We start from the raw sequence: 17567 nt of genomic DNA on the forward strand, positions 1-17567 counted from the left end.
TCAGACCGCCGATCCGAAATTGGCGACCCACTGCCGCAGGTCCGCGGTCATCGCATCCCACACTCCCGTCAGCAGCAGCAGTCCCACCGCGATCATCAGTACGCCGCCGATCCTGATCACCAGCAGCTGGTGCTTGCGGACCCACGCCACCGCGGACAGCATCCGCCGGAACGCCAGCGCCGCCACGATGAACGGAATCCCCAGCCCGAGGCTGAACACCAACGCCAGCGCCGCGCCGCGCCCGGTGCTGCCCTCGGTGGTAGCCAGCGTCATCACGGTCCCGAGCGTCGGCCCGATACATGGCGTCCACCCGAATCCGAACAGTACGCCGAGCAGCGGCGCCGCCGCGATCCCGACCGCCGGCACGCGGTGAACGCGCAGATCCTTCTGCAGGAACCCGAACCCGCCGAGGAAGACGAGACCCAGGACGACGGTCAGCGCGCCGAGGACCCGGGTGATCGTGGTCTGATGGTCGATGAGCAGGTCGCCCGCCTTGCCGAACACGACGCCGGTGAGGATGAACACGGCCGAGAACCCGGCGACGAACAACGCCGTACCGGCGAGCATCCGGCCGCGCTTGTCCGAGCCGAGCTCGGCCGCGGACAGGCCGGTGACGTAGGACAGATAGCCGGGCAGCAGCGGTACGACGCACGGCGAGAAGAACGAGATCGCACCGGCCAGCACCGCGATCGGCAGTGCCACCAGCATCGAGCCCGTCATCGACGAGGCGAACCACTCACCCATCAGTTCAACCGGCGTCCTTGACCATGCCCAGCAACGTCTGCTTCGTGACTTCGCCGACGACGCGTCCCGCGACCTTGCCGTTCTTGTCGATCACCAGCGTGGTCGGGATGGCCTTCGGCGAGATCTGGCCGCGGAACCGCAGCAGCGCCTTGCCGTTCGGGTCGTAAATGCTCGGGAACGGGACGCCGAACTCCTGCACGAACTTCTTCGCCGGCGCCGGGTCGAGGTCGCGGGTGTTCAGTCCGATGAACTGCACCGCGGACCCGAGCTCCTTCGCGGCCGCGACCAGCTCGGGTGCTTCCTTGCGGCACGGCGGGCACCACGAACCCCACACGTTCAGTACGACGACCTTGCCGGTCTGCTCGGACAGGGTCCAGGTCGTCCCGTCGAGCGTTTTGCCGGTCAGCTCCGGCGCCGGCTTCCGATCCGCCGCGGTGAACGTCGACACGTTGCCGTTGCCGCTGACGAAACCCGACTGGCCCTGGCGGTTCTGCGCTGCCTGCTGGCCGGACGAGCAAGCGGTGACAGCAAGCAGCAGACCGGCGACCAGGACAACAGCGCGGCGCATCAGGCCCCTCCGACGAATTTCTTCGAGTTCTTGACCGGCAGCAGATCCTTCGCCGGTTCGGAGTAGCCGACGGAGACGATGTCTTCGCCGTGGAAGGTGAACGAGGTCAGGCTCGCGAGGCTGCACTGGCGCTTGCGCGGGTCGTGGAACATCCGGCGGCCCTCGATCGCGGACCGGACGATCCAGATCGGCAGCTGGTGCGACACGATCAGCGCCTCGTGACCGGCGGCCTTCTGCCGGGCGGTCTCGATGGCATCCCGCATCCGGCGGACGAGCTGCTGGTACGGCTCACCCCAGGACGGCTTCCACGGGTTCCGCAGCAACCACCAGGCGCTCGGGTTGCGCAGCGCGCCGTCGCCGACGCCGAACTTCTTGCCCTCGAACAGGTTCGCCGCCTCGATCACCCGCTCGTCGATGTCCGGCGTGATCCCGAACACCTTGGAGATCGGCTCCATCGTCTCCTGGGCCCGCTCCAGCGGCGAGCTGACCAGGTGCACGATGTCGCGGCCCTTGACGTGCTCGGCCACCCGGTCGGCCATCGCGCGGCCGAGCTCGGACAGATGGAAGTCGGGGATCCGGCCGTAGAGCACGCCGGTCGGGTTGTGCACCTCGCCGTGACGCATCAGGTGCACGACCGTCGTTTCGGTCACCGCTGTCCCTTCAGTTCTGTACGGCGGCTGCCGCGCGGGCCGCCGGAGCGAGGGCGGACTCAAGCTCGGCCAGCGCGTCATCGTCGATGGCGGCGCTGACGAACCAGGCCTCGAACGCGCTCGGTGGCAGGTAGACACCGGCGTCCAGCATGGCATGGAAGAACGCCGTGAACCGGGGCAGCACCTGGGCGTTGGCTCCGGTGAAGTCCCGGATCTCGGCAGGTCCCTCCGAGGACTCCACGAAGAAGACGCTGAAGAGGTTCCCGGCCGCCGAGATGACGTGCGGCACACCTTCCTTGTCCAGCGCGGTCGACACCAGACGCTGGATGGTGAGCGAGGTCTCGTCGAGCTTGGCGTAGACCTCGTCGGTGGCCAGCCGCAGCGTGGTCAGACCGGCGGTCGTGGCGATCGGGTTCCCGGACAGCGTGCCGGCCTGGTACACCGAGCCCTCCGGCGCGAGGTGGGACATGACGTCGGCGCGACCGCCGAACGCCGCGGCCGGGAAGCCACCGCCCATCACCTTGCCGAACGTCATCAGGTCCGGCCGGACGCCGTCGACGCCGTACCAGCCCGAGCGGGTGATCCGGAAGCCGGTCATGACCTCGTCGGAAATGAAAAGTGCACCGTTTTCCGTGCAGATCCGGGCGAGGAAGGCGTTGAAGTTGTCCCGCGGCGGAACGACGCCCATGTTCCCGGGCGACGCCTCGGTGATCACGGCCGCGATCTGGTCGCCGTACTCCGCGAACGCGGCGGCGACCGCGGCCTGGTCGTTGTACGGCAGCACGATCGTGTCCGCCGTGGTGGCCTCGGTGACTCCCGGCGTACCGGGGATGCCCAGCGTGAGTACGCCGGAACCGGCCTGGGCCAGCAGTGCGTCCACATGTCCGTGGTAGCAGCCGGCGAACTTCACGATCTTGGCGCGCCCGGTGAACCCGCGGGCCAGCCGGAGCGCGGACATCGTTGCCTCGGTCCCGGACGACACGAGCCGGACCTTGTCCACCGGCGTCCGCCCGACGATCTCCTCGCCGAGCAGGACCTCGGTCTCGGTCGGCGTCCCGTACGACGTACCGCGGCCGACAGCGGCCTGAACCGCGGCGATCACCTCGGGATGGGCGTGGCCGAGCAGCAGCGGGCCCCAGGAGCTGACCAGGTCGAGATAGCGGTTGCCGTCGACATCGGTCATGTGACATCCGTCACCGGAAGCCATGAATCGCGGTACGCCGCCGACGGCGCGGAACGCGCGGACCGGAGAGTTGACCCCGCCCGGGGTCACCGTAGAGGCTCGGGCGAAGAGTTCGGCGGAGTGTTCAGTGTGTGCGGGCCCAGGGTCAGTCACCGGGCCATTCTCCCCGACCGGTCCGGCGCCCCGACCGGCAGGGCAGGGCGATTTTCAGGACCCGATCGTCCGCAAGGGGTTCACAGGCGCTTTGTTACGCGCCAGTATGGGTACCCGGTGACCGGACGTACACGGTCTGCGTTCGAAACGTAACCCACGCAACGGGGCGGACGTTAGACCTATTACGACGGCAACCGAGAAAGACAAAGAGACTGTCCGCAGCGTGGGGCCGGGCTGGTCGATGAGTCACGGAGGGGAATCATCGATGGCGAAGGGCAAGCGCCGCGCCACGGGTAGCGGGTGGCGTCAAGTGGCGCCGCTGATCCCGTTGGCGCTGTTCGCGAGCGCGTTCACCGTCAGTGCCACGGACGACCCCGCGATCGCTACGGCGTCGCTGGAGAACGGTCTGTCCGGGGGCAACCCGGTCGTCGTACCGAAGCAGCCGATCGCCTTCCCGGCCAACGTGCCGGTGCCAGGTGTGGTCGGCCACGGCGTCGACCCTGGCGAGCAACCGACACAAGTGGTCTCGGGCCTGTCCCGCAACGGCATCCCGAACGCCGCTTTGAAGGCGTACTCCCGGGCCCAGCAGGTGCTGGCCCAGGCGGATCCGGCGTGTCACCTGCCGTGGACGCTGGTGGCCGCGATCGGCCGGGTCGAGTCCAACCACGGCCGCTTCGGCGGCAACGCGCTGAACTCGCTGGGCGTCGCGGTTCCGGGCATCTTCGGTCCGCGGCTGGACGGTTCGTCCGGGACGGCGCGGATCTCCGACTCCGACGCGGGTTCGTTCGACGGTGACGGCGCGTTCGACCGCGCGGTCGGTCCGATGCAGTTCATCCCCGGCACCTGGCGAGCCATGGGAGTCGACGGCGACGGCGACGGCGTGCGGAACCCGCAGGACATCGACGACGCGGCGATGTCGACCGGGGTGTACCTCTGCTCGGGCAAGACCGACCTGTCCAAGGCGAGCGACCTGAACTCCGCGGTCCTGCGCTACAACCACTCGCAGCAGTACGTCGACCTGGTGGTCAGCATCGCCAAGGCGTACGCCGGCGGCAGCTGGATCGCGGTCGGCAACGGCACCGCGGGTGACGACGTGGACGAGGCCGGCGACCAGATCGACGACCCGACCATCGACGCCCCGTCGGACAAGGACCTACCGAAGGCGATCGACATCCCGACGCCCACCGCGACGGCCACGCCGACACCGACGTTGACCGACGAGCGGGACGGCGACCGGCCCACGGACCGGCCGACCGCGACGCCGACGGGGACTCCGAGCAGCCGGCCGACGGCGACGCCGACGACGGTGAAGCCGACCACCTCGAAGCCGACCACGGCCAAGCCGACGGTTCCGACCACGACCACACCGAAGCCGGGTCTCACCAGCCTGACCACGGCGGTCGGGGTCATCGTCGGCACGGTCGGCAGCACGCTGGCCGAGCTGCAGAAGGCCACGACGTACTGCCAGTCCGAGATGGCGAAGGTGACGATCACCAAGCCGACCCAGACCCAGCTGCAGAACTGCGTGACCGCCTACCAGACCGGTGGCGCCAAGGCGGTCGACCAGGTCATCCGTGGTCTGCTGTCCGCCCTCGGACTGCTGGGCATCCTCGGTGGAGGCATCCTCGGGAGCTGATCCCTACTGGACCGGCGCGCCAGCCCCCACCCCTCCCTTGGCGCGCCCCTGGCGACGCCACGAAGCAATCCCCCCGCTTCGTGGCGTCGCCCTTTTAACGTTCAGCTGGCCCAGGCGCGGTCGATCGTCTGGGTGATGCTGTTGCCGATCAGGTCCGTCGCGGTCACCCGGATGCTCGGGTACGCACCGGCCGGTACCTGAGCGCGGACGGTGCCGATCCCGCGCAGCGACAGCTTCTTCCAGGTCTTCCCGTCGTACGAGATCTCCGCGGTGGTCCGGAAGATCCCCACGCCGCGCACGCCCGGCTGGTAGCGCGGGGTGAGCTCGAGCCAGCCGTTGGTGTGCTTGTAGTCGACCTGAACGAGCGGCAGTACGGCCCGGCTCTTGGACGGCACCGAGAGGAAGTGCCACTGGGTGTGCGTCGACGTCGAGGTCTTCGCCCAGCTGTTCGGGCCACGCTGCTGGTCCAGCGTCAGGTCATACCACGCGGCGCGTTCCGGGACGGTGAACTGTGCGACCGACCAGTTCTTGCTGCCCAGTTCGACACCGTTGCTGCTGAGCTTCATGCTCGTCACGTCGCCGCGGTCGGCCCAGCCGTACGTGGTCCGGTCGCCGCTCACGTACTGCGGAATCGCGATCCGCAGCGCGTTCTCGAACCGCGCCGGCGGCCAGCCCTGCGCCTCGTCACCCGGCGCGTCCGACAACCCCGGTACGGCGGGACGCGTGATCGACTCCCACCAGCCGCGCGTGACCTGCTCGCCCGGCCGGTAGGACCGCGTGATCGTGGCCTCGAAGCCGGTCTCGTTCCACTCCCCCGCGGACGTCTTCTCGTCCCAGGTGACGCCCTTCTGATCGGTGACGAGGTAGTCGGTCCGTTTCACCGCACCGGCCACCAACCGCGACGACGTCAGTCCGGTCGAGATCCCCGGAAGGTGCGCGATCCGCTGGTCCCGGTGCAGCCAGAACGCGTCGTTGCGCTGGAAGTCCGTGGTCACCACGGCCGGGCGCATCTTCGCGACGTCGTACGTCAGCGCGCCCTTCACCACCGACGGGCCGAGCGCGACGTCGTACCGGTAGGTGCTGTCGAGCAGGCCGTTCAGCTGCACGGACTGCGGGCCCTTCGCCAGCTCGGCGAGCAGTTGGTTGCCCTGATCGGATCGCAACAGGTAGAGCGGGACGCCTTGGTCGCTACTGGTCGACCAGAAGCCGGGGGCTTCGTTGTAGAGGAACACCACCTTGGCGCCGGCGGCCTTCGCGGCCTTGACCTGTGCGGTCGTCTTGCTGAAGCCACCCCAACGGATCAGCACGGCGGCGTCCTTGGCGCCGGTCAGCTCGGCCGCAGTACCGTCGCCGCCGTTGTAGAGCGGGAGCTTCTCGTTCCCGACGTACACGTTCCGGGACGATCCCTCGGCCGGCGTCGGCAGGCGTACGCCGTTGACGTCGACGGTCAGTTTCGGCTGCGCGAGATCCCAGCGCTGCACGACCTGGAAGGTGCCGTTGGCAACCTTTCCGAAGTCCTGGACGTAGACGCCGTCGGCGACCCGGCCGTTGTACGCCCAGCCGGACACGGCGTCCCGGTCACCGACCTTGCGGTGCCAGGCGACGCCGATGCTCTGCGCGTCGGCCGGTCGCGGCGTCTTGATCGTCACCTTGTGCGCCGCCCGGGCGTCGAACGTGAACGTCCGGTCGCTGCCGATCCACTCGTCCGGATCGCCGAGCAGCGTGATCGAGTTGGCCCAGTCCGCCTCGTCGCCGCCAACGGCGTACGCCATCACGCTGTAGCGGCCGGTCGGTACGTCGAGCGTGCGGCTGCCGGTCTCGTCGAACGCGATCGCGCTGACGTCGCCGGTGTCCTGGTTCCACAGCTGTACGCCGCTCGCACCGGCCTTGGTGGTGGCGGGCAGTCCGTCGCGGCCGATCGCCTTCACGGTCACCTGGTTCAGCCGCCCGGCGGCCGCGAACCCGAGGCCGGTCCGGTACGACGTGGCGCCGGCGCGGGCCGTCAGCACACCGGAGTACTTGGCGGACTGCGTCTTGGCGAGGTCGAGGGTGACGGTCGCGGACCCCGTACCACCGGCGGGGATGGTCAGCCGGGCTGGGCTCACCGTCAGCCCGGCCTCCACCCCCGCCGGAGACTGTGCGTCGACCGACAGCGTGAGCGTCACCGGCCGGTTCGAGTTGTTGCGGTAGGCAACCGTACGGGTGACCGGCGCGGGGGCGGTCGGGCCGGTCCAGGACAGGTCACCGAAGAACAGGTTGGCGGTGTCCGGGAGGACCTTCGGGTCGAGCGCGTTCGGGATGTCGATCCGGCCGAGGCCCTGCTGGTCGGTGCGGGCGCCGGCCGACGGGACAGCCGTCGAGGCCAGTGCGGCCTTGAGTTGCGGGCCGGTCCAGTCGGGGTGCCGTTGCGCGAGGATCGCGGCGGCGCCGGCGACGTGCGGCGTCGCCATCGACGTACCGCTCATGGCTGTGTAGTACTGGCCGAGGATGTGGCCCTGCTCGGTGCCGGCGGCGCGGGCGGCGGCGATCTCCACGCCGGGAGCGGTCACCTCGGGCTTCAGGGCGCCGTCGCCGACGCGCGGGCCGCGGCTGGAGAAGTTCGCCAGGCTGTTGTCCCGGTCGACCGCGCCGACGGTCAGCGCCTCGGACGCGGCGCCGGGAGATCCGACGGTTTCCTCGGCGCCGGAGTTGCCGGCCGCGATCACGAACAGCGCGCCGCTCGACTTCGACAGCCGGTCGACGGCCTCGCTCATCGGGTCGGTGCCGTCGGACGGCCAGCCGCCGAGGCTCATGCTGACGACCTTCGCGCCCTGCTGGACGGCCCACTCCATGCCGGCGATCGCCTCGGAGTCGTAGCCGCCGCCGCTGTTGTCGAGCACCTTGCCGATCAGCAGTTCCGAGCCCGGTGCCACGCCCTTCCGCTTGCCGTCGGACGCTGTACCGAGACCGGCGACGATCGAGGCGGTGTGCGTTCCGTGGCCGTGCAGGTCTTGGACGGCCTGGTCGGGGACGAAGCTCTCCGACGCGACGACCTGCTTCGCGAGATCGGGGTGGCCGGCGTCGTACCCGGTGTCGAGTACGGCGACCTTCACGCCGTTGCCGTCGTACCCCTGCTTCCAGGCGGTCGGGGCGCCGATCTGCTTCGTGGACTGGTCGAGGGTGGCGTGGGTGCGGCCATCGAGCCAGATCGTCGTCACCTGGCTGGACTTGAACGTGGTCGGGCCGCTGATGCCGTCCCAGAACGTCTTCGCGTCGGCCTTCTGCACGCTCACCGCGGTGCTTCCGACGCTGGCGAGGGTACGGCGGTACGTCGCAGCGGCGGGCGTGCTTGGTGCGCTGCGGAGGGTGGCGGGCGCGGTCAGGAGGAGCGGAAGGCTAGCGTTGCTGGCGTCGTCGTACCCCTGCGCCGCCAGCTCGGTCAGGTTGAAGAGGCGCTTGTCGAGGCGGCCCGCGGAGAACAGCGGGTAGGCGTCGGCCGGGACCAGGGTGAGGTCTCCGTCGAATGTGCCGAAGTAGTACGGCTCGTCGTCGAGCAGGCGGGCCGAGACCTGGCCGTTGGAGCTCGTGGTCAGCTCGGCGACGTCCCCGGTGATCAGCGTGATCCGCTTGCTGCTCGCGCCGGGCGTCGGGTTGGTTGCCGTGGGGCCGGCTGGTGCGTCGGGCGGGCCGGCATTCGCCGTGGTGGTCGTCAGCAGCAGGGAGCCGGCGACCACCGCGGCGAGCAGGCCGACCGCGGACCGGGACATTCGAGACATCACAGGGGGAAACCTCCCGACGCCCCGACCCACGCGAGGCCGTCGTAGCGACCCTCGCAGTTGCCCTCAGCCCCGGTCTACCGATCCCCCTGACCTACACCCGCCATGACCGATACCGGCCACCTTGTGCACCCACCAACCAAACACCGCGCCGAAAAACGGTTGGTGGGTGCTCAAAGTCAGGCGAAGCGCTTGGCGATGTTCTCGACCCGCTCGAGGAGATCGAGGTCGTAGGCGACGCCGGGGATGTAGAAGATGACGTAGTCGGCGCCGGCCTCCAGGACCGCCTCGACCTTGTCCGCGATCTCGTCCTCGGTGGCGATGGTGTTGTCGCGGTCGAACTTCTCGCGGTTCATCGGGCCGAGCGCCTTCTCGGTCGCCTTCTGCGGGTCGTCACCCTTGTCGATCGGGAACACGTTGAAGTTCGTCGACTTGATGATGTCGTCGTAGTTCCGGCCGAGCTTCTCGCAGTGCCCGCGGAGGATGTCCGCCTTCTCCTTGAACAGCTGCGGGTTGCCGCCGCCGATGTTCGCGGCGTCGGCGTACTGCGCGACCAGCTTCAGCGTGACCCTCGGGCCGCCGCCGCCGATCCAGAAGCTCGGGTGCGGCTTGCGGACGCCCTTCGGCTCGTTGATCGGGGCATCGATCGAGTAGTACTTGCCGTTGTAGACCGGCTTGTCCTCGGTCCACATCTTGTAGATGATCTCGGTCGCCTCGCGGAACGCGGCCATCCGCTGCGGTACGTCGGTCCACTCGTAGCCGTACGCCTTCCACTCGTGCTCGTACCAGCCCGCGCCGATCCCGGCGTACAGGCGGCCGTGGCTCGCGACGTCGACGGTGGATGCGATCTTCGCGTACAGCGAAGGGTTGCGGTACCCGTTGCAGCCGACCATCTGGCCGATGTTCACCCGCTTGGTGTCGCGGGCCAGCGCCGCCGTGGCGCTCCAGCACTCGAAGGTGGTGTTGTCACTCGGCTCCGGCACCGTGTGGAAGTGGTCGAACAGCCAGATCGAGTCCCACGACTGCTCGTCGGCCCGCTTGGCGACGTCGGTCATCGCCTCCCACTGCTCGATCGGATCGGCGATGCCGGCCAGGTCCATCTTCCAGCCCTGCGGTACGAAGACCCCGAAACGTGTAGTCATGCTGCCATCCTTTCCGGGGATGGCAGCATCGGTCCATGAATACGAGTACTGAATTTGCACTCAATCGGACCACTACAGCTTCTTAATTCATCGGGCGCTCAGCACTCCCGCTCCGGTGCCGGGTCCGCTGCGATCGACGGCTCGGGCGGAGAGCAGGGCGTTCAGCGCGACGGGCGCCAGCCGGCCGCCGAACTCCTGCCGGGTCAGGGCCGCCACGCCGGCAGCGGTCGGCGCCGAGGCCGACGTACCGAAGAAGCGGCAGCCGCCCTGGGTCGTGGTCGGGCAGGTCCCGGAGCCGAAGCCGCCGACGCCGCTGACCGACTCGCCGTCGGCCGCGAGCCAGTTCGGCGCCGGGAAGTTCAACGCGCCTGCGCCGGAGATCCCGCGGCACGGGCCGGGCCTCCCGCCGGGGCAGCGGGTCGTGCTGACGAGCTGCGTCGGACCCGCGGCGCTGAACGCCTCGAGCGGTGCGGTCTTCGGGTCGGTGGACACGCTCGCGTTCACGGCGCCCGCGCTGGTGGCGAAGACGGTGTAGTTCGAGTCCGGGTTCATCGAGCCGGCCGGCTCCGGCGGGTCGATCGTCTGGACGCCGGCCGACAGCGCCCGCCAGCGCAGATCCAGGATCGGCGCCTTGCGGGCCGTCGAGGTCCCTTCGACGTCGACGACGAGCTTCACGGGCTGCGCCGCGGTCGTCGTGTTGAAGTACTCGAACTGCTCGATGGTGTCGCCGACACCGTTCGCCTGGACGGCGTCGCTGGACGCGAGGCACTTCGTCCCCGTGCTGTCCATCAGGTACAGGTTGAGATCGGTGAACCCGCCCTGACCCGCGGTCGGGTAGATCGCCCGCGGCTCGCTCCACTGCAGTGTCGGCATGATTCCGGCGCCGGGCAGCAGATTGAGGTCGTACGTCGTGTCGCTGCCGCGCAACCGCACCACGTTGTCGGGCGCCTTCTTGCAGCCGGTGTACGGCCCGGTCGCGCCGTCCGCACCCTTGCCCGTTCCGGTCGCGGTCACCCGCGGTGCGTGCCGGTTGCCGAGGTTCCCGGCCGAGGAGCTGACCCAGATGCCGTGCTTGGCGAGCGCCTCGGCCGTTGCGGCGCCGAGGCCCTGCTGGAACGCCGGCTCGTCGTCGAGCGCGATGTCCTCGGCAATCATCGTGACACCGGACTTCGCGAGGATGTGGAACGCCTCGAAGTAGTCGGCGTTGGTGTCCAGCGTGCTCGCGAAGGCCAGCTTCGCGTCCGGAGCGAGGTCGTGGATGATCTCCATCATCGCGGTGCCCTCGTCGTTGCCGTACGCCGCCGACTGCAGCACCTTGGTGTCGGCCGGCAGCTCGCCCGCGGCGATCGCGTCCGCGACATGGTCGGCGTCACCGGAGATCACGCCGATCCTCTGACCGCGACCGGTCAAGCCCTTGGCCTGTGCCTTGTCCGCCTGGTGCAGCTGGACACCCTCGGCAGTGATCGGGCCGACGTCGACGGCGGGCCGCAGCGACGGACGCAGGGCCGTCACCCAGCCGAGTGCCGCGACGGCGTCCAGCTTGTCGTACGGGACCGTGGCAGAGACCAGGCCGGTGCTGGGGAGCTCGGCGCCGGCGACGGCCGGGAAGTCCGCGGAGTTCTTGAGCACAGAGACGCCGAGTGCGGTGAGGTCGGCCTGCTGCTGCGCGGTGACCGGCGCGGCGGCGTACACCTGGACCCCGAGGCGGCTGCCCTCTACGCCCAGCGAGCGGGTCTGCACACTCGATTGGTTCTTCGCAGCCAGCGTCGCGGCGTCCCGCAGCATCGACGGGATCTTGCTCTGTGCAGCCTGTGCAGCCTGTGCTGCTGCCGGGCCCGGTGGTGTCGCTGCGGTCGCCGGGGAGCCCACGGCAACCACCGCCATCGGAACGATCAGCATGACGCTGCCCAGCACATATCGGAGCTTCATAGGTGTCCTCTCCCCCTACAGCGCGGTCGCGACCCACAGTCATCTACCCACCAACCGACTGTCCAGTCCTTGCGTCTATCGATCCGAAGGAGGGTTCATCATCGAGACCACGAAGTTCGACCACTTGTTCACCACCGCGGCCCCGCGGATCGCAGCCGGCACGCACCAGCGCGACGAGCTCCCGCGCGAAGGCGGGCGCTGGCCGCTCAGCGTCGTACTGCGCCCTGCACCGGAGAGTCGGCTCTCCCACGCACTGGATGCCGTCACGCAGGAGGCGGCGGAGCTGGCGGGGCCTGGGCACTGGCAGACCGGGCAACTCGGCTCTGCCCACCTGACGGTCCGTGCCTTGGAGCCCCGCCGCGAGCACCTCCCCGCCGACGATCCGGTCGTCGCCCGGTACCACTCGGCCCTGCACCGCGCGACCACGCGTGCGCAGTGGCCGATCGGGTTCCGTGTTACCGGCCTCACTCTCACCGCAGGCACGGTCATGGCCTGCGCCGAGCCACTGGACGCTGCGGCCGACGCCTTCAGCGACCACGTCACCCACGAGCTCGGTCCCGATGCCTGGTACGAGACCGAACGCCGCGACATCTGGTACCTCAATCTCCTCCACTTCACGGATGACATCGCGGCCCCGGACGCGCTGATCGAGTGGGTCGGCGACCGGCGCACGACGTCGCTCGGCACGATGCTCATCGAGGCCCCGGAGCTCGTCCGGTCCGAGTACCGCCCGGGTCCGCGTCCGCACATGGGCCCGATAGCGCTCGGCGACGCCGTGAGAGCGCTCTAGTTCCGGAACCGGTGAGCTCTTGACCCGGGTTCGGGGAGGGCTGAGAGTCGGGCCCGAGCGCTCGTGCTCTGTGTCCCTCTGCGTGTCCCTGTGAGGAGTCGCCATGCTCTGGTGGTCTGGTTCTCGATCCGCGGATCGCCGGAGGAGGCGGGTGGCCGTTGTCGCGGCGGCCGCTCTGCTGGGCGGCCTGCTGGTGACGACGCCGGCGGCAGCCGACGATCCGGCTCCGGTGACGTTGGCGGCGTTCGAGGGTGCGGAGCCGTTCGCGGCGCCCCCGAACCCCGGGATCTTCACCTGGGGCAGCGACGCGGACGACCCGCCGACGCTCGAGCTGCAGACTCGGGCAGACGCACCGGCCGGCGAGAAGGTGCTGCACGGGACGTACGACATCAGCGGCTGGGGCGGGTTCAGCCACGACATCACGTACGACGTGAACCCCGGCGACTGGTCGCCGTACAAGGGGATCCGGTTCTGGTGGTACGGGCAGAACACCGCCCCGCTTCCGCCCGGCTCCGGGAAGCGGATCTTCTTCGAGATCAAGGACGGCGGCGCGAACGCCGAGGCGTCCGAGTTGTGGAACACCAGCTTCACCGACGACTGGCAGGGCTGGCACCTGGTCGAGATCCCGTTCAGCGACCTCGTGTACCGCGGCGACTACCAGCCCGTCGGCGGTATCGACCACATCCTGAACCTGACCCAGATGTGGGGCTACGCGTTCACGATGCCGGCCGGTGCACCGGGTGAGTTCGCGATCGACCAGGTCGAGGTCTACGGCAAGGCCGACCCGGCCCTGAAGAACAGCGTCGTCACCGACGCCGACGTGTACCCGGTCAAGGAGGGCGCGACCGCGCAGGTGAAGGTCTCGGTGGCGACCACCGGCGGTACGCCGCTCGAGGAGCCGGTCACCGTCGACTACAAGACCGGAACCGGAACGGCCGGCGCCGACGACTACACGCCGGTCTCCGGAACGATCACGTTCCCGGCCGGAACAGTTTCCGGAACGTCGCAGAACATTTCCGTGACCACCCGGAAAGACCGTTCCGCAGAGGTCGCGGAAACCGTTCCCCTCGAGCTCACGGTCAGCGGTGCGAAGGCCCCGCAGACCCAGCCGGTCGTGGTGGTCGACGCACACGACCTGCCGTACCTGAACCGGAAACTCCCGATCAAGAAACGTGTTTCCGACCTGCTCGCCCGGATGACGACGGCGGAAAAGGTCGGACAGATGACCCAGGCCGAGCGGAACGCGCTCCGGTCCCGCTCGGACATCGCGTCGTACGCGCTCGGCTCGCTGCTGTCCGGCGGCGGCTCCGTCCCGACCCCGAACACCCCGGCCGCGTGGGCCGCGATGATCGACACCTTCCAGCTGAACGCGCAGGCGACCCGGCTGCAGATCCCGTTGATCTACGGCGTCGACGCGGTGCATGGGCACAACAACGTGATCGGCGCGACGATCCTGCCGCACAACATCGCGATCGGCGCCACTCGCGATCCCGACCTGGCCCGGCGGACCGGTGAGGTGACCGCGACCGAGGTCCGCGCCACCGGCATCCCGTGGGACTTCGCGCCGTGCGTGTGCGTGGTGCGCGACGACCGCTGGGGCCGTGCGTACGAGGGGTACGGCGAGGATCCGGCGCTCGTGCAGTCGATGGCGACCGTGATCACCGGTCTGCAGGGCAAGGGCGACGGCAGTCAACTCGCACGCAACAACCACGTCCTCGCGACGGCGAAGCACTTCGTCGGCGACGGCGGTACGACGTACGGCAGCTCGACGACCGGCTTGTACAAGATCGACCAGGGCATCACGCAGGTGACCCGGCAGCAACTGGAGACCATCCACCTCGCGCCGTTCAAGACTGCCGTCGACCTCGGCATCGGCACCGTGATGCCGTCGTACTCGAGCATGTCGGTCGACGGCGCCGCGCCGGTCAAGATGCACGGGGACGGTGAGCTGATCAACGGCGTGCTGAAGCAGCGGATGGGCTTCGACGGGTTCGTGATCAGTGACTGGCAGGCGATCGACCAGCTGCCGGGCGACTACGCGAGCGACATCCGTACGTCGATCAACGCCGGCCTGGACATGATCATGGTGCCGACGAACTACCAGGGCTTCACCCAGGGCCTGACCGAGGAGATCGGCGCCGGCCGGATCCCGATGACGCGGATCGACGACGCGGTCCGCCGGATCCTGACCGAGAAGTTCAAGCTCGGCCTGTTCGAGCACCCGTACGCCGACACATCCAACGCCGCGTCGATCGGATCGGCCGCGCACCGCGCCGTCGGGCGTGAGGCCGCGGCGAAGTCGCAGGTACTGCTGAAGAACGACGGCAATCTGTTGCCACTAGCATCCACCGCCAAGGTGTATGTCGCCGGCAGCAACGCGAACGACCTCGGCAACCAGATGGGCGGCTGGAGCATCAGCTGGCAGGGCGGATCCGGTGCGACGACCACGGGTACGACGATCCTCGACGGGATCAAGCAGGTGGTGCCTGACGCGACGTTCAGCGCGGACGCGTCAGCGCCGCTCGAGGGTCACGACGTCGGCGTGGTCGTGGTCGGCGAACGCCCGTACGCGGAAGGAATCGGGGATGTCGGCAACGGTCATGACCTGCTGCTCTCGGATGCCGACAAGGCGGCCGTGGACAAGGTCTGCGGTGCGATGAAGTGCGTCGTACTGATCGTGTCCGGGCGTCCGCAGGTGATCGCGGATCAGCTCGGCAAGATTAACGCGCTGATCGCGTCGTGGCTGCCGGGGACCGAGGGTGCCGGGGTTGCGGACGTGCTGTTCGGCAAGGTCCCGTTCAGCGGTCGCCTGCCGGTCAGCTGGCCGCGCACGGAGGACCAGCAGCCGTTGAACGTCGGCGATGCGTCCTACAACCCGCAGTACCCGTTCGGTTGGGGCCTCACGACCCAGTCCGCAGCCCGTGCCGCACTGACCGAGGCCCGCAACACCCTGCTGCGTAAGCACGATCCGTACGCGGTGGCGGCCGGGATCGCAGCGAGTGCCGCGCTCCAGGTCCGCGACTGGTCGGGGCCGCAGGCAACCATCGCCCTGGCCGCGGCCGCCCAGTCCGCCAAGTTCCTGGAGCGCACCACGGCGGACACCTTCGCCGAGGACGATGCGGTCGTCGGCGTGGCTCGGTGGATCGCGCAGAACCACGTCGGCCAGAACGTGACCGAGCCGGCGTCGAAGCTCATCTCTGACGCCGACCACGCCCTGCTCAGCGGTCAGCTGAGCAGCGCGGTCACGAAACTGACTGCGGCTTCCAGGTAAGACAAGTGTTGGCCGGGACGGTGACCCCTCATCCGTCCCGGCCAACACCCCCCAGGCGCGCTACTCCCCCCGCACGCCGTCCCCGTGCCTCCTGCGCGAAGTTCAGCGGCTGACCTTCGCCGCCGCCTGGCGCGCGAGCTTGTCGAAGTTCGGCGCCGGTACGCCCGGGCCCATCTCGCTGAACGCCAGCACCGACACGTTGCGGCCCTTCAGCGTGACGGCGTACGGGAACCCGCCCGCCTCGCTGCCCGGGTCGTTCGGCTTCGGGTAGTCGTGCCAGCGGATCACCTGCGTGAGGTCGCCCGAGGCCCCCTTGACCACGCGGTTCTCGGTGATCTTCCGTGCGTGCGTCGGCGCCGGCTTGCTGTACGTGCAGCTCTTCAGCGTCGCGATGATCGAGTTGTACGCCGCCCGCGCGGTCGCCGCGTTCGCGTACTGGCTGACGTACTGCGCGCCGTACGCGTCCATCTCGTCGGTGAACCCACGGGCCATCCGCGCCGAGACTCGCTTGCCCTCGGTCGACGCCGGTCCGCAGTACGTCTTCGGCAGGATCCCCCTGTCAACCTGCCGAATCCAGTCCCGCCGCGCGTCGGCCTTCTTCACCTCGCCTACGGTCAGCATCTGCGACCGGCTCAGCGCCGTCGCAGACGTCGTACCGGCGTCCGCCCCCTGCGTCGCCAGGGCTGTGAGCCCAACGGCCAGCACTCCTGTCGCCACACCGGTCGCAACCACACCTCGGCGCATGCCCCCAGCAAACCTCATGTCCCGTCCCCTCGTCGGTTGGTTGTACGAGTAGACGTGCGACTCCCGGAAAAAGTTGTTCTGGTCTAGACGGAGGATCTGCCGCGGAGTCGGCGGAGCATCCGGGCGTCCTCGAAGCCGACGGTGCGGGCGGCGGACTCGACAGTGGTGCCGTGGCCGATGAGGTGTTCGGCTCGCTCCAGGCGGAGGAGCTGCTGGTACCGGAGCGGGGTGAGGCCGGTGGCGGCGGTGAAGATGCGGGTCAGCGTGCGTTCGCTGACGCCGATCTGTCCGGCCAGGTCGGTCAGCGGCAGCCGGTCGGCGTACCGGGCGTCGATGACGTCCTGGACGCGGTGCGCGAGGTCGTTGAGGTGACCCCGGTGGCGGAGCATCGCGGATTCCTGCAGTTCGTCGCCGTTGCGGCGGGCGTAGACGACCATCTCGCGCGCGACCCGGGCCGCCGCCTCGGCGCCACGGCCGACCGCGACCAGGTGCAGTGCGAGGTCGATACCGCTCGCGATTCCGGCGGAGGTGATGACGCGATCGTCCTCGACGTACAGCACGTCCCGCACGATGATCGCCCGCGGGTAGCGGGCAGCCAACTCGTCGGTCAGGTCGTGGTGGGTCGTGAAGCGCCGCCCGTCGAGCAGGCCCGCCCACCCGAGCGCGTCGGCGCCCGAGCAGACGCTCGCGACCGACCCGCCCGCCGCGTGGTGCGCACGCAGTCGCTGCCGGAACTCCAGTCCGATCGGCGGCTCCGGCGACAACCGCGGGGATCGCCATCCCGGTACGACGACCAGGTCCCCCGCATCGAGCTCCGGCCACTCCAGTTGGGCCCGCAACGGCACGCCCTGAGCGGTCCCGATCTCCTCGGATTCGGCGACGTACGAGACCTCGTAGCCGTACCCGAAGTCGTTCGCCGTCGTGAACACCTGCGCCGGCCCGGCGAGATCCAGCAAGTGGAGCCTCGGCACCAGTACGAAGACCACGCGGGTAGGGCGCATC

The 17567-nt window shown here is 69.3% G+C and carries 12 protein-coding genes; 3 read left to right on the forward strand and 9 right to left on the reverse strand.

Features of this window, described 5'->3' with window-relative positions; genetic code table 11:
- From E0H45_RS06870 to hemL, 4 genes are read right to left on the reverse strand one after another with little or no spacing between them, the layout of a single operon-like run.
- Positions 1-744: a cytochrome c biogenesis CcdA family protein gene (locus E0H45_RS06870; protein ID WP_131335395.1), complete on the reverse strand. Its 744-nt coding sequence runs from the start codon at positions 742-744 to the stop codon at positions 1-3.
- 4 nt (positions 745-748) lie between these two features.
- Complete coding sequence (locus E0H45_RS06875) at positions 749-1312, reverse strand: TlpA family protein disulfide reductase (RefSeq protein ID WP_131335396.1); 564 nt, start codon at positions 1310-1312, stop codon at positions 749-751.
- Positions 1312-1935, reverse strand: a complete 624-nt coding sequence (locus tag E0H45_RS06880; RefSeq protein ID WP_238154981.1) for a histidine phosphatase family protein — start codon at positions 1933-1935, stop codon at positions 1312-1314. The genes E0H45_RS06875 and E0H45_RS06880 overlap by 1 nt, the downstream gene beginning before the upstream one ends.
- Positions 1936-1972: 37 nt before the next feature.
- Positions 1973-3298, reverse strand: coding sequence for a glutamate-1-semialdehyde 2,1-aminomutase (gene hemL, locus E0H45_RS06885; protein ID WP_131335398.1), 1326 nt, complete (start codon positions 3296-3298; stop codon positions 1973-1975).
- A gap of 265 nt (positions 3299-3563) precedes the next feature.
- On the opposite strand from hemL, the gene E0H45_RS06890 reads away from it, so the two are divergent.
- Positions 3564-4934, forward strand: a complete 1371-nt coding sequence (locus E0H45_RS06890; RefSeq protein WP_131335399.1) for a lytic transglycosylase domain-containing protein — start codon at positions 3564-3566, stop codon at positions 4932-4934.
- 101 nt (positions 4935-5035) lie between these two features.
- On the opposite strand, the gene E0H45_RS06895 is transcribed toward E0H45_RS06890, so the two are convergent.
- The 3 genes from E0H45_RS06895 to E0H45_RS06905 form a co-directional block, all read right to left on the reverse strand.
- Positions 5036-8680: a S8 family peptidase gene (locus E0H45_RS06895; RefSeq protein WP_238154836.1), complete on the reverse strand. Its 3645-nt coding sequence runs from the start codon at positions 8678-8680 to the stop codon at positions 5036-5038.
- A 188-nt stretch (positions 8681-8868) separates the two neighbouring features.
- On the reverse strand, positions 8869-9831 hold the full coding sequence (locus E0H45_RS06900; RefSeq protein WP_131335401.1) for an LLM class F420-dependent oxidoreductase: 963 nt from the start codon (positions 9829-9831) through the stop codon (positions 8869-8871).
- An 87-nt stretch (positions 9832-9918) separates the two neighbouring features.
- A complete protein-coding gene (locus E0H45_RS06905) occupies positions 9919-11760 on the reverse strand; it encodes a S8 family serine peptidase (protein WP_131335402.1) in 1842 nt (613 codons plus the stop codon).
- Positions 11761-11884: 124 nt separating this feature from the next.
- On the opposite strand from E0H45_RS06905, the gene E0H45_RS06910 reads away from it, so the two are divergent.
- Together E0H45_RS06910 and E0H45_RS06915 are read left to right on the forward strand one after the other, a co-directional pair.
- Positions 11885-12550, forward strand: coding sequence for a hypothetical protein (locus E0H45_RS06910; protein WP_131335403.1), 666 nt, complete (start codon positions 11885-11887; stop codon positions 12548-12550).
- A 151-nt stretch (positions 12551-12701) separates the two neighbouring features.
- Positions 12702-15821, forward strand: a complete 3120-nt coding sequence (locus E0H45_RS06915) for a glycoside hydrolase family 3 N-terminal domain-containing protein (RefSeq protein ID WP_238154837.1) — start codon at positions 12702-12704, stop codon at positions 15819-15821.
- Positions 15822-15923: 102 nt separating this feature from the next.
- Here E0H45_RS06915 and E0H45_RS06920 read toward each other — a convergent pair whose 3' ends face one another.
- Both E0H45_RS06920 and E0H45_RS06925 read right to left on the reverse strand, forming a co-directional pair.
- Positions 15924-16583 carry a hypothetical protein gene (locus E0H45_RS06920; RefSeq protein ID WP_131335405.1) on the reverse strand — a complete coding sequence of 220 codons (660 nt, stop codon included), beginning with the start codon at positions 16581-16583 and terminating at the stop codon, positions 15924-15926.
- 65 nt (positions 16584-16648) lie between these two features.
- The gene (locus E0H45_RS06925) at positions 16649-17566 is read right to left on the reverse strand and encodes a GlxA family transcriptional regulator (RefSeq protein ID WP_131335406.1); all 918 of its coding nucleotides are present in this window, start codon (positions 17564-17566) and stop codon (positions 16649-16651) included.
- Position 17567 lies beyond the last annotated feature (1 nt).

This window comes from Kribbella soli (assembly GCF_004331345.1).
Lineage (GTDB): Bacteria > Actinomycetota > Actinomycetes > Propionibacteriales > Kribbellaceae > Kribbella > Kribbella soli.

Excerpts from the sequence above, each read along its gene's own strand:
- E0H45_RS06870 (WP_131335395.1), bottom strand. The coding sequence starts at position 744 with ATGGGTGAGTGGTTCGCCTCGTCGATGACGGGCTCGATGCTGGTGGCA.
- E0H45_RS06875 (WP_131335396.1), bottom strand. The coding sequence starts at position 1,312 with ATGCGCCGCGCTGTTGTCCTGGTCGCCGGTCTGCTGCTTGCTGTCACC.
- E0H45_RS06880 (WP_238154981.1), bottom strand. The coding sequence starts at position 1,935 with ATGCGTCACGGCGAGGTGCACAACCCGACCGGCGTGCTCTACGGCCGG.
- E0H45_RS06890 (WP_131335399.1), top strand. The coding sequence starts at position 3,564 with ATGGCGAAGGGCAAGCGCCGCGCCACGGGTAGCGGGTGGCGTCAAGTG.
- E0H45_RS06895 (WP_238154836.1), bottom strand. The coding sequence starts at position 8,680 with ATGTCCCGGTCCGCGGTCGGCCTGCTCGCCGCGGTGGTCGCCGGCTCC.
- E0H45_RS06900 (WP_131335401.1), bottom strand. The coding sequence starts at position 9,831 with ATGACTACACGTTTCGGGGTCTTCGTACCGCAGGGCTGGAAGATGGAC.
- E0H45_RS06905 (WP_131335402.1), bottom strand. The coding sequence starts at position 11,760 with ATGAAGCTCCGATATGTGCTGGGCAGCGTCATGCTGATCGTTCCGATG.
- E0H45_RS06920 (WP_131335405.1), bottom strand. The coding sequence starts at position 16,583 with ATGAGGTTTGCTGGGGGCATGCGCCGAGGTGTGGTTGCGACCGGTGTG.
- E0H45_RS06925 (WP_131335406.1), bottom strand. The coding sequence starts at position 17,566 with ATGCGCCCTACCCGCGTGGTCTTCGTACTGGTGCCGAGGCTCCACTTG.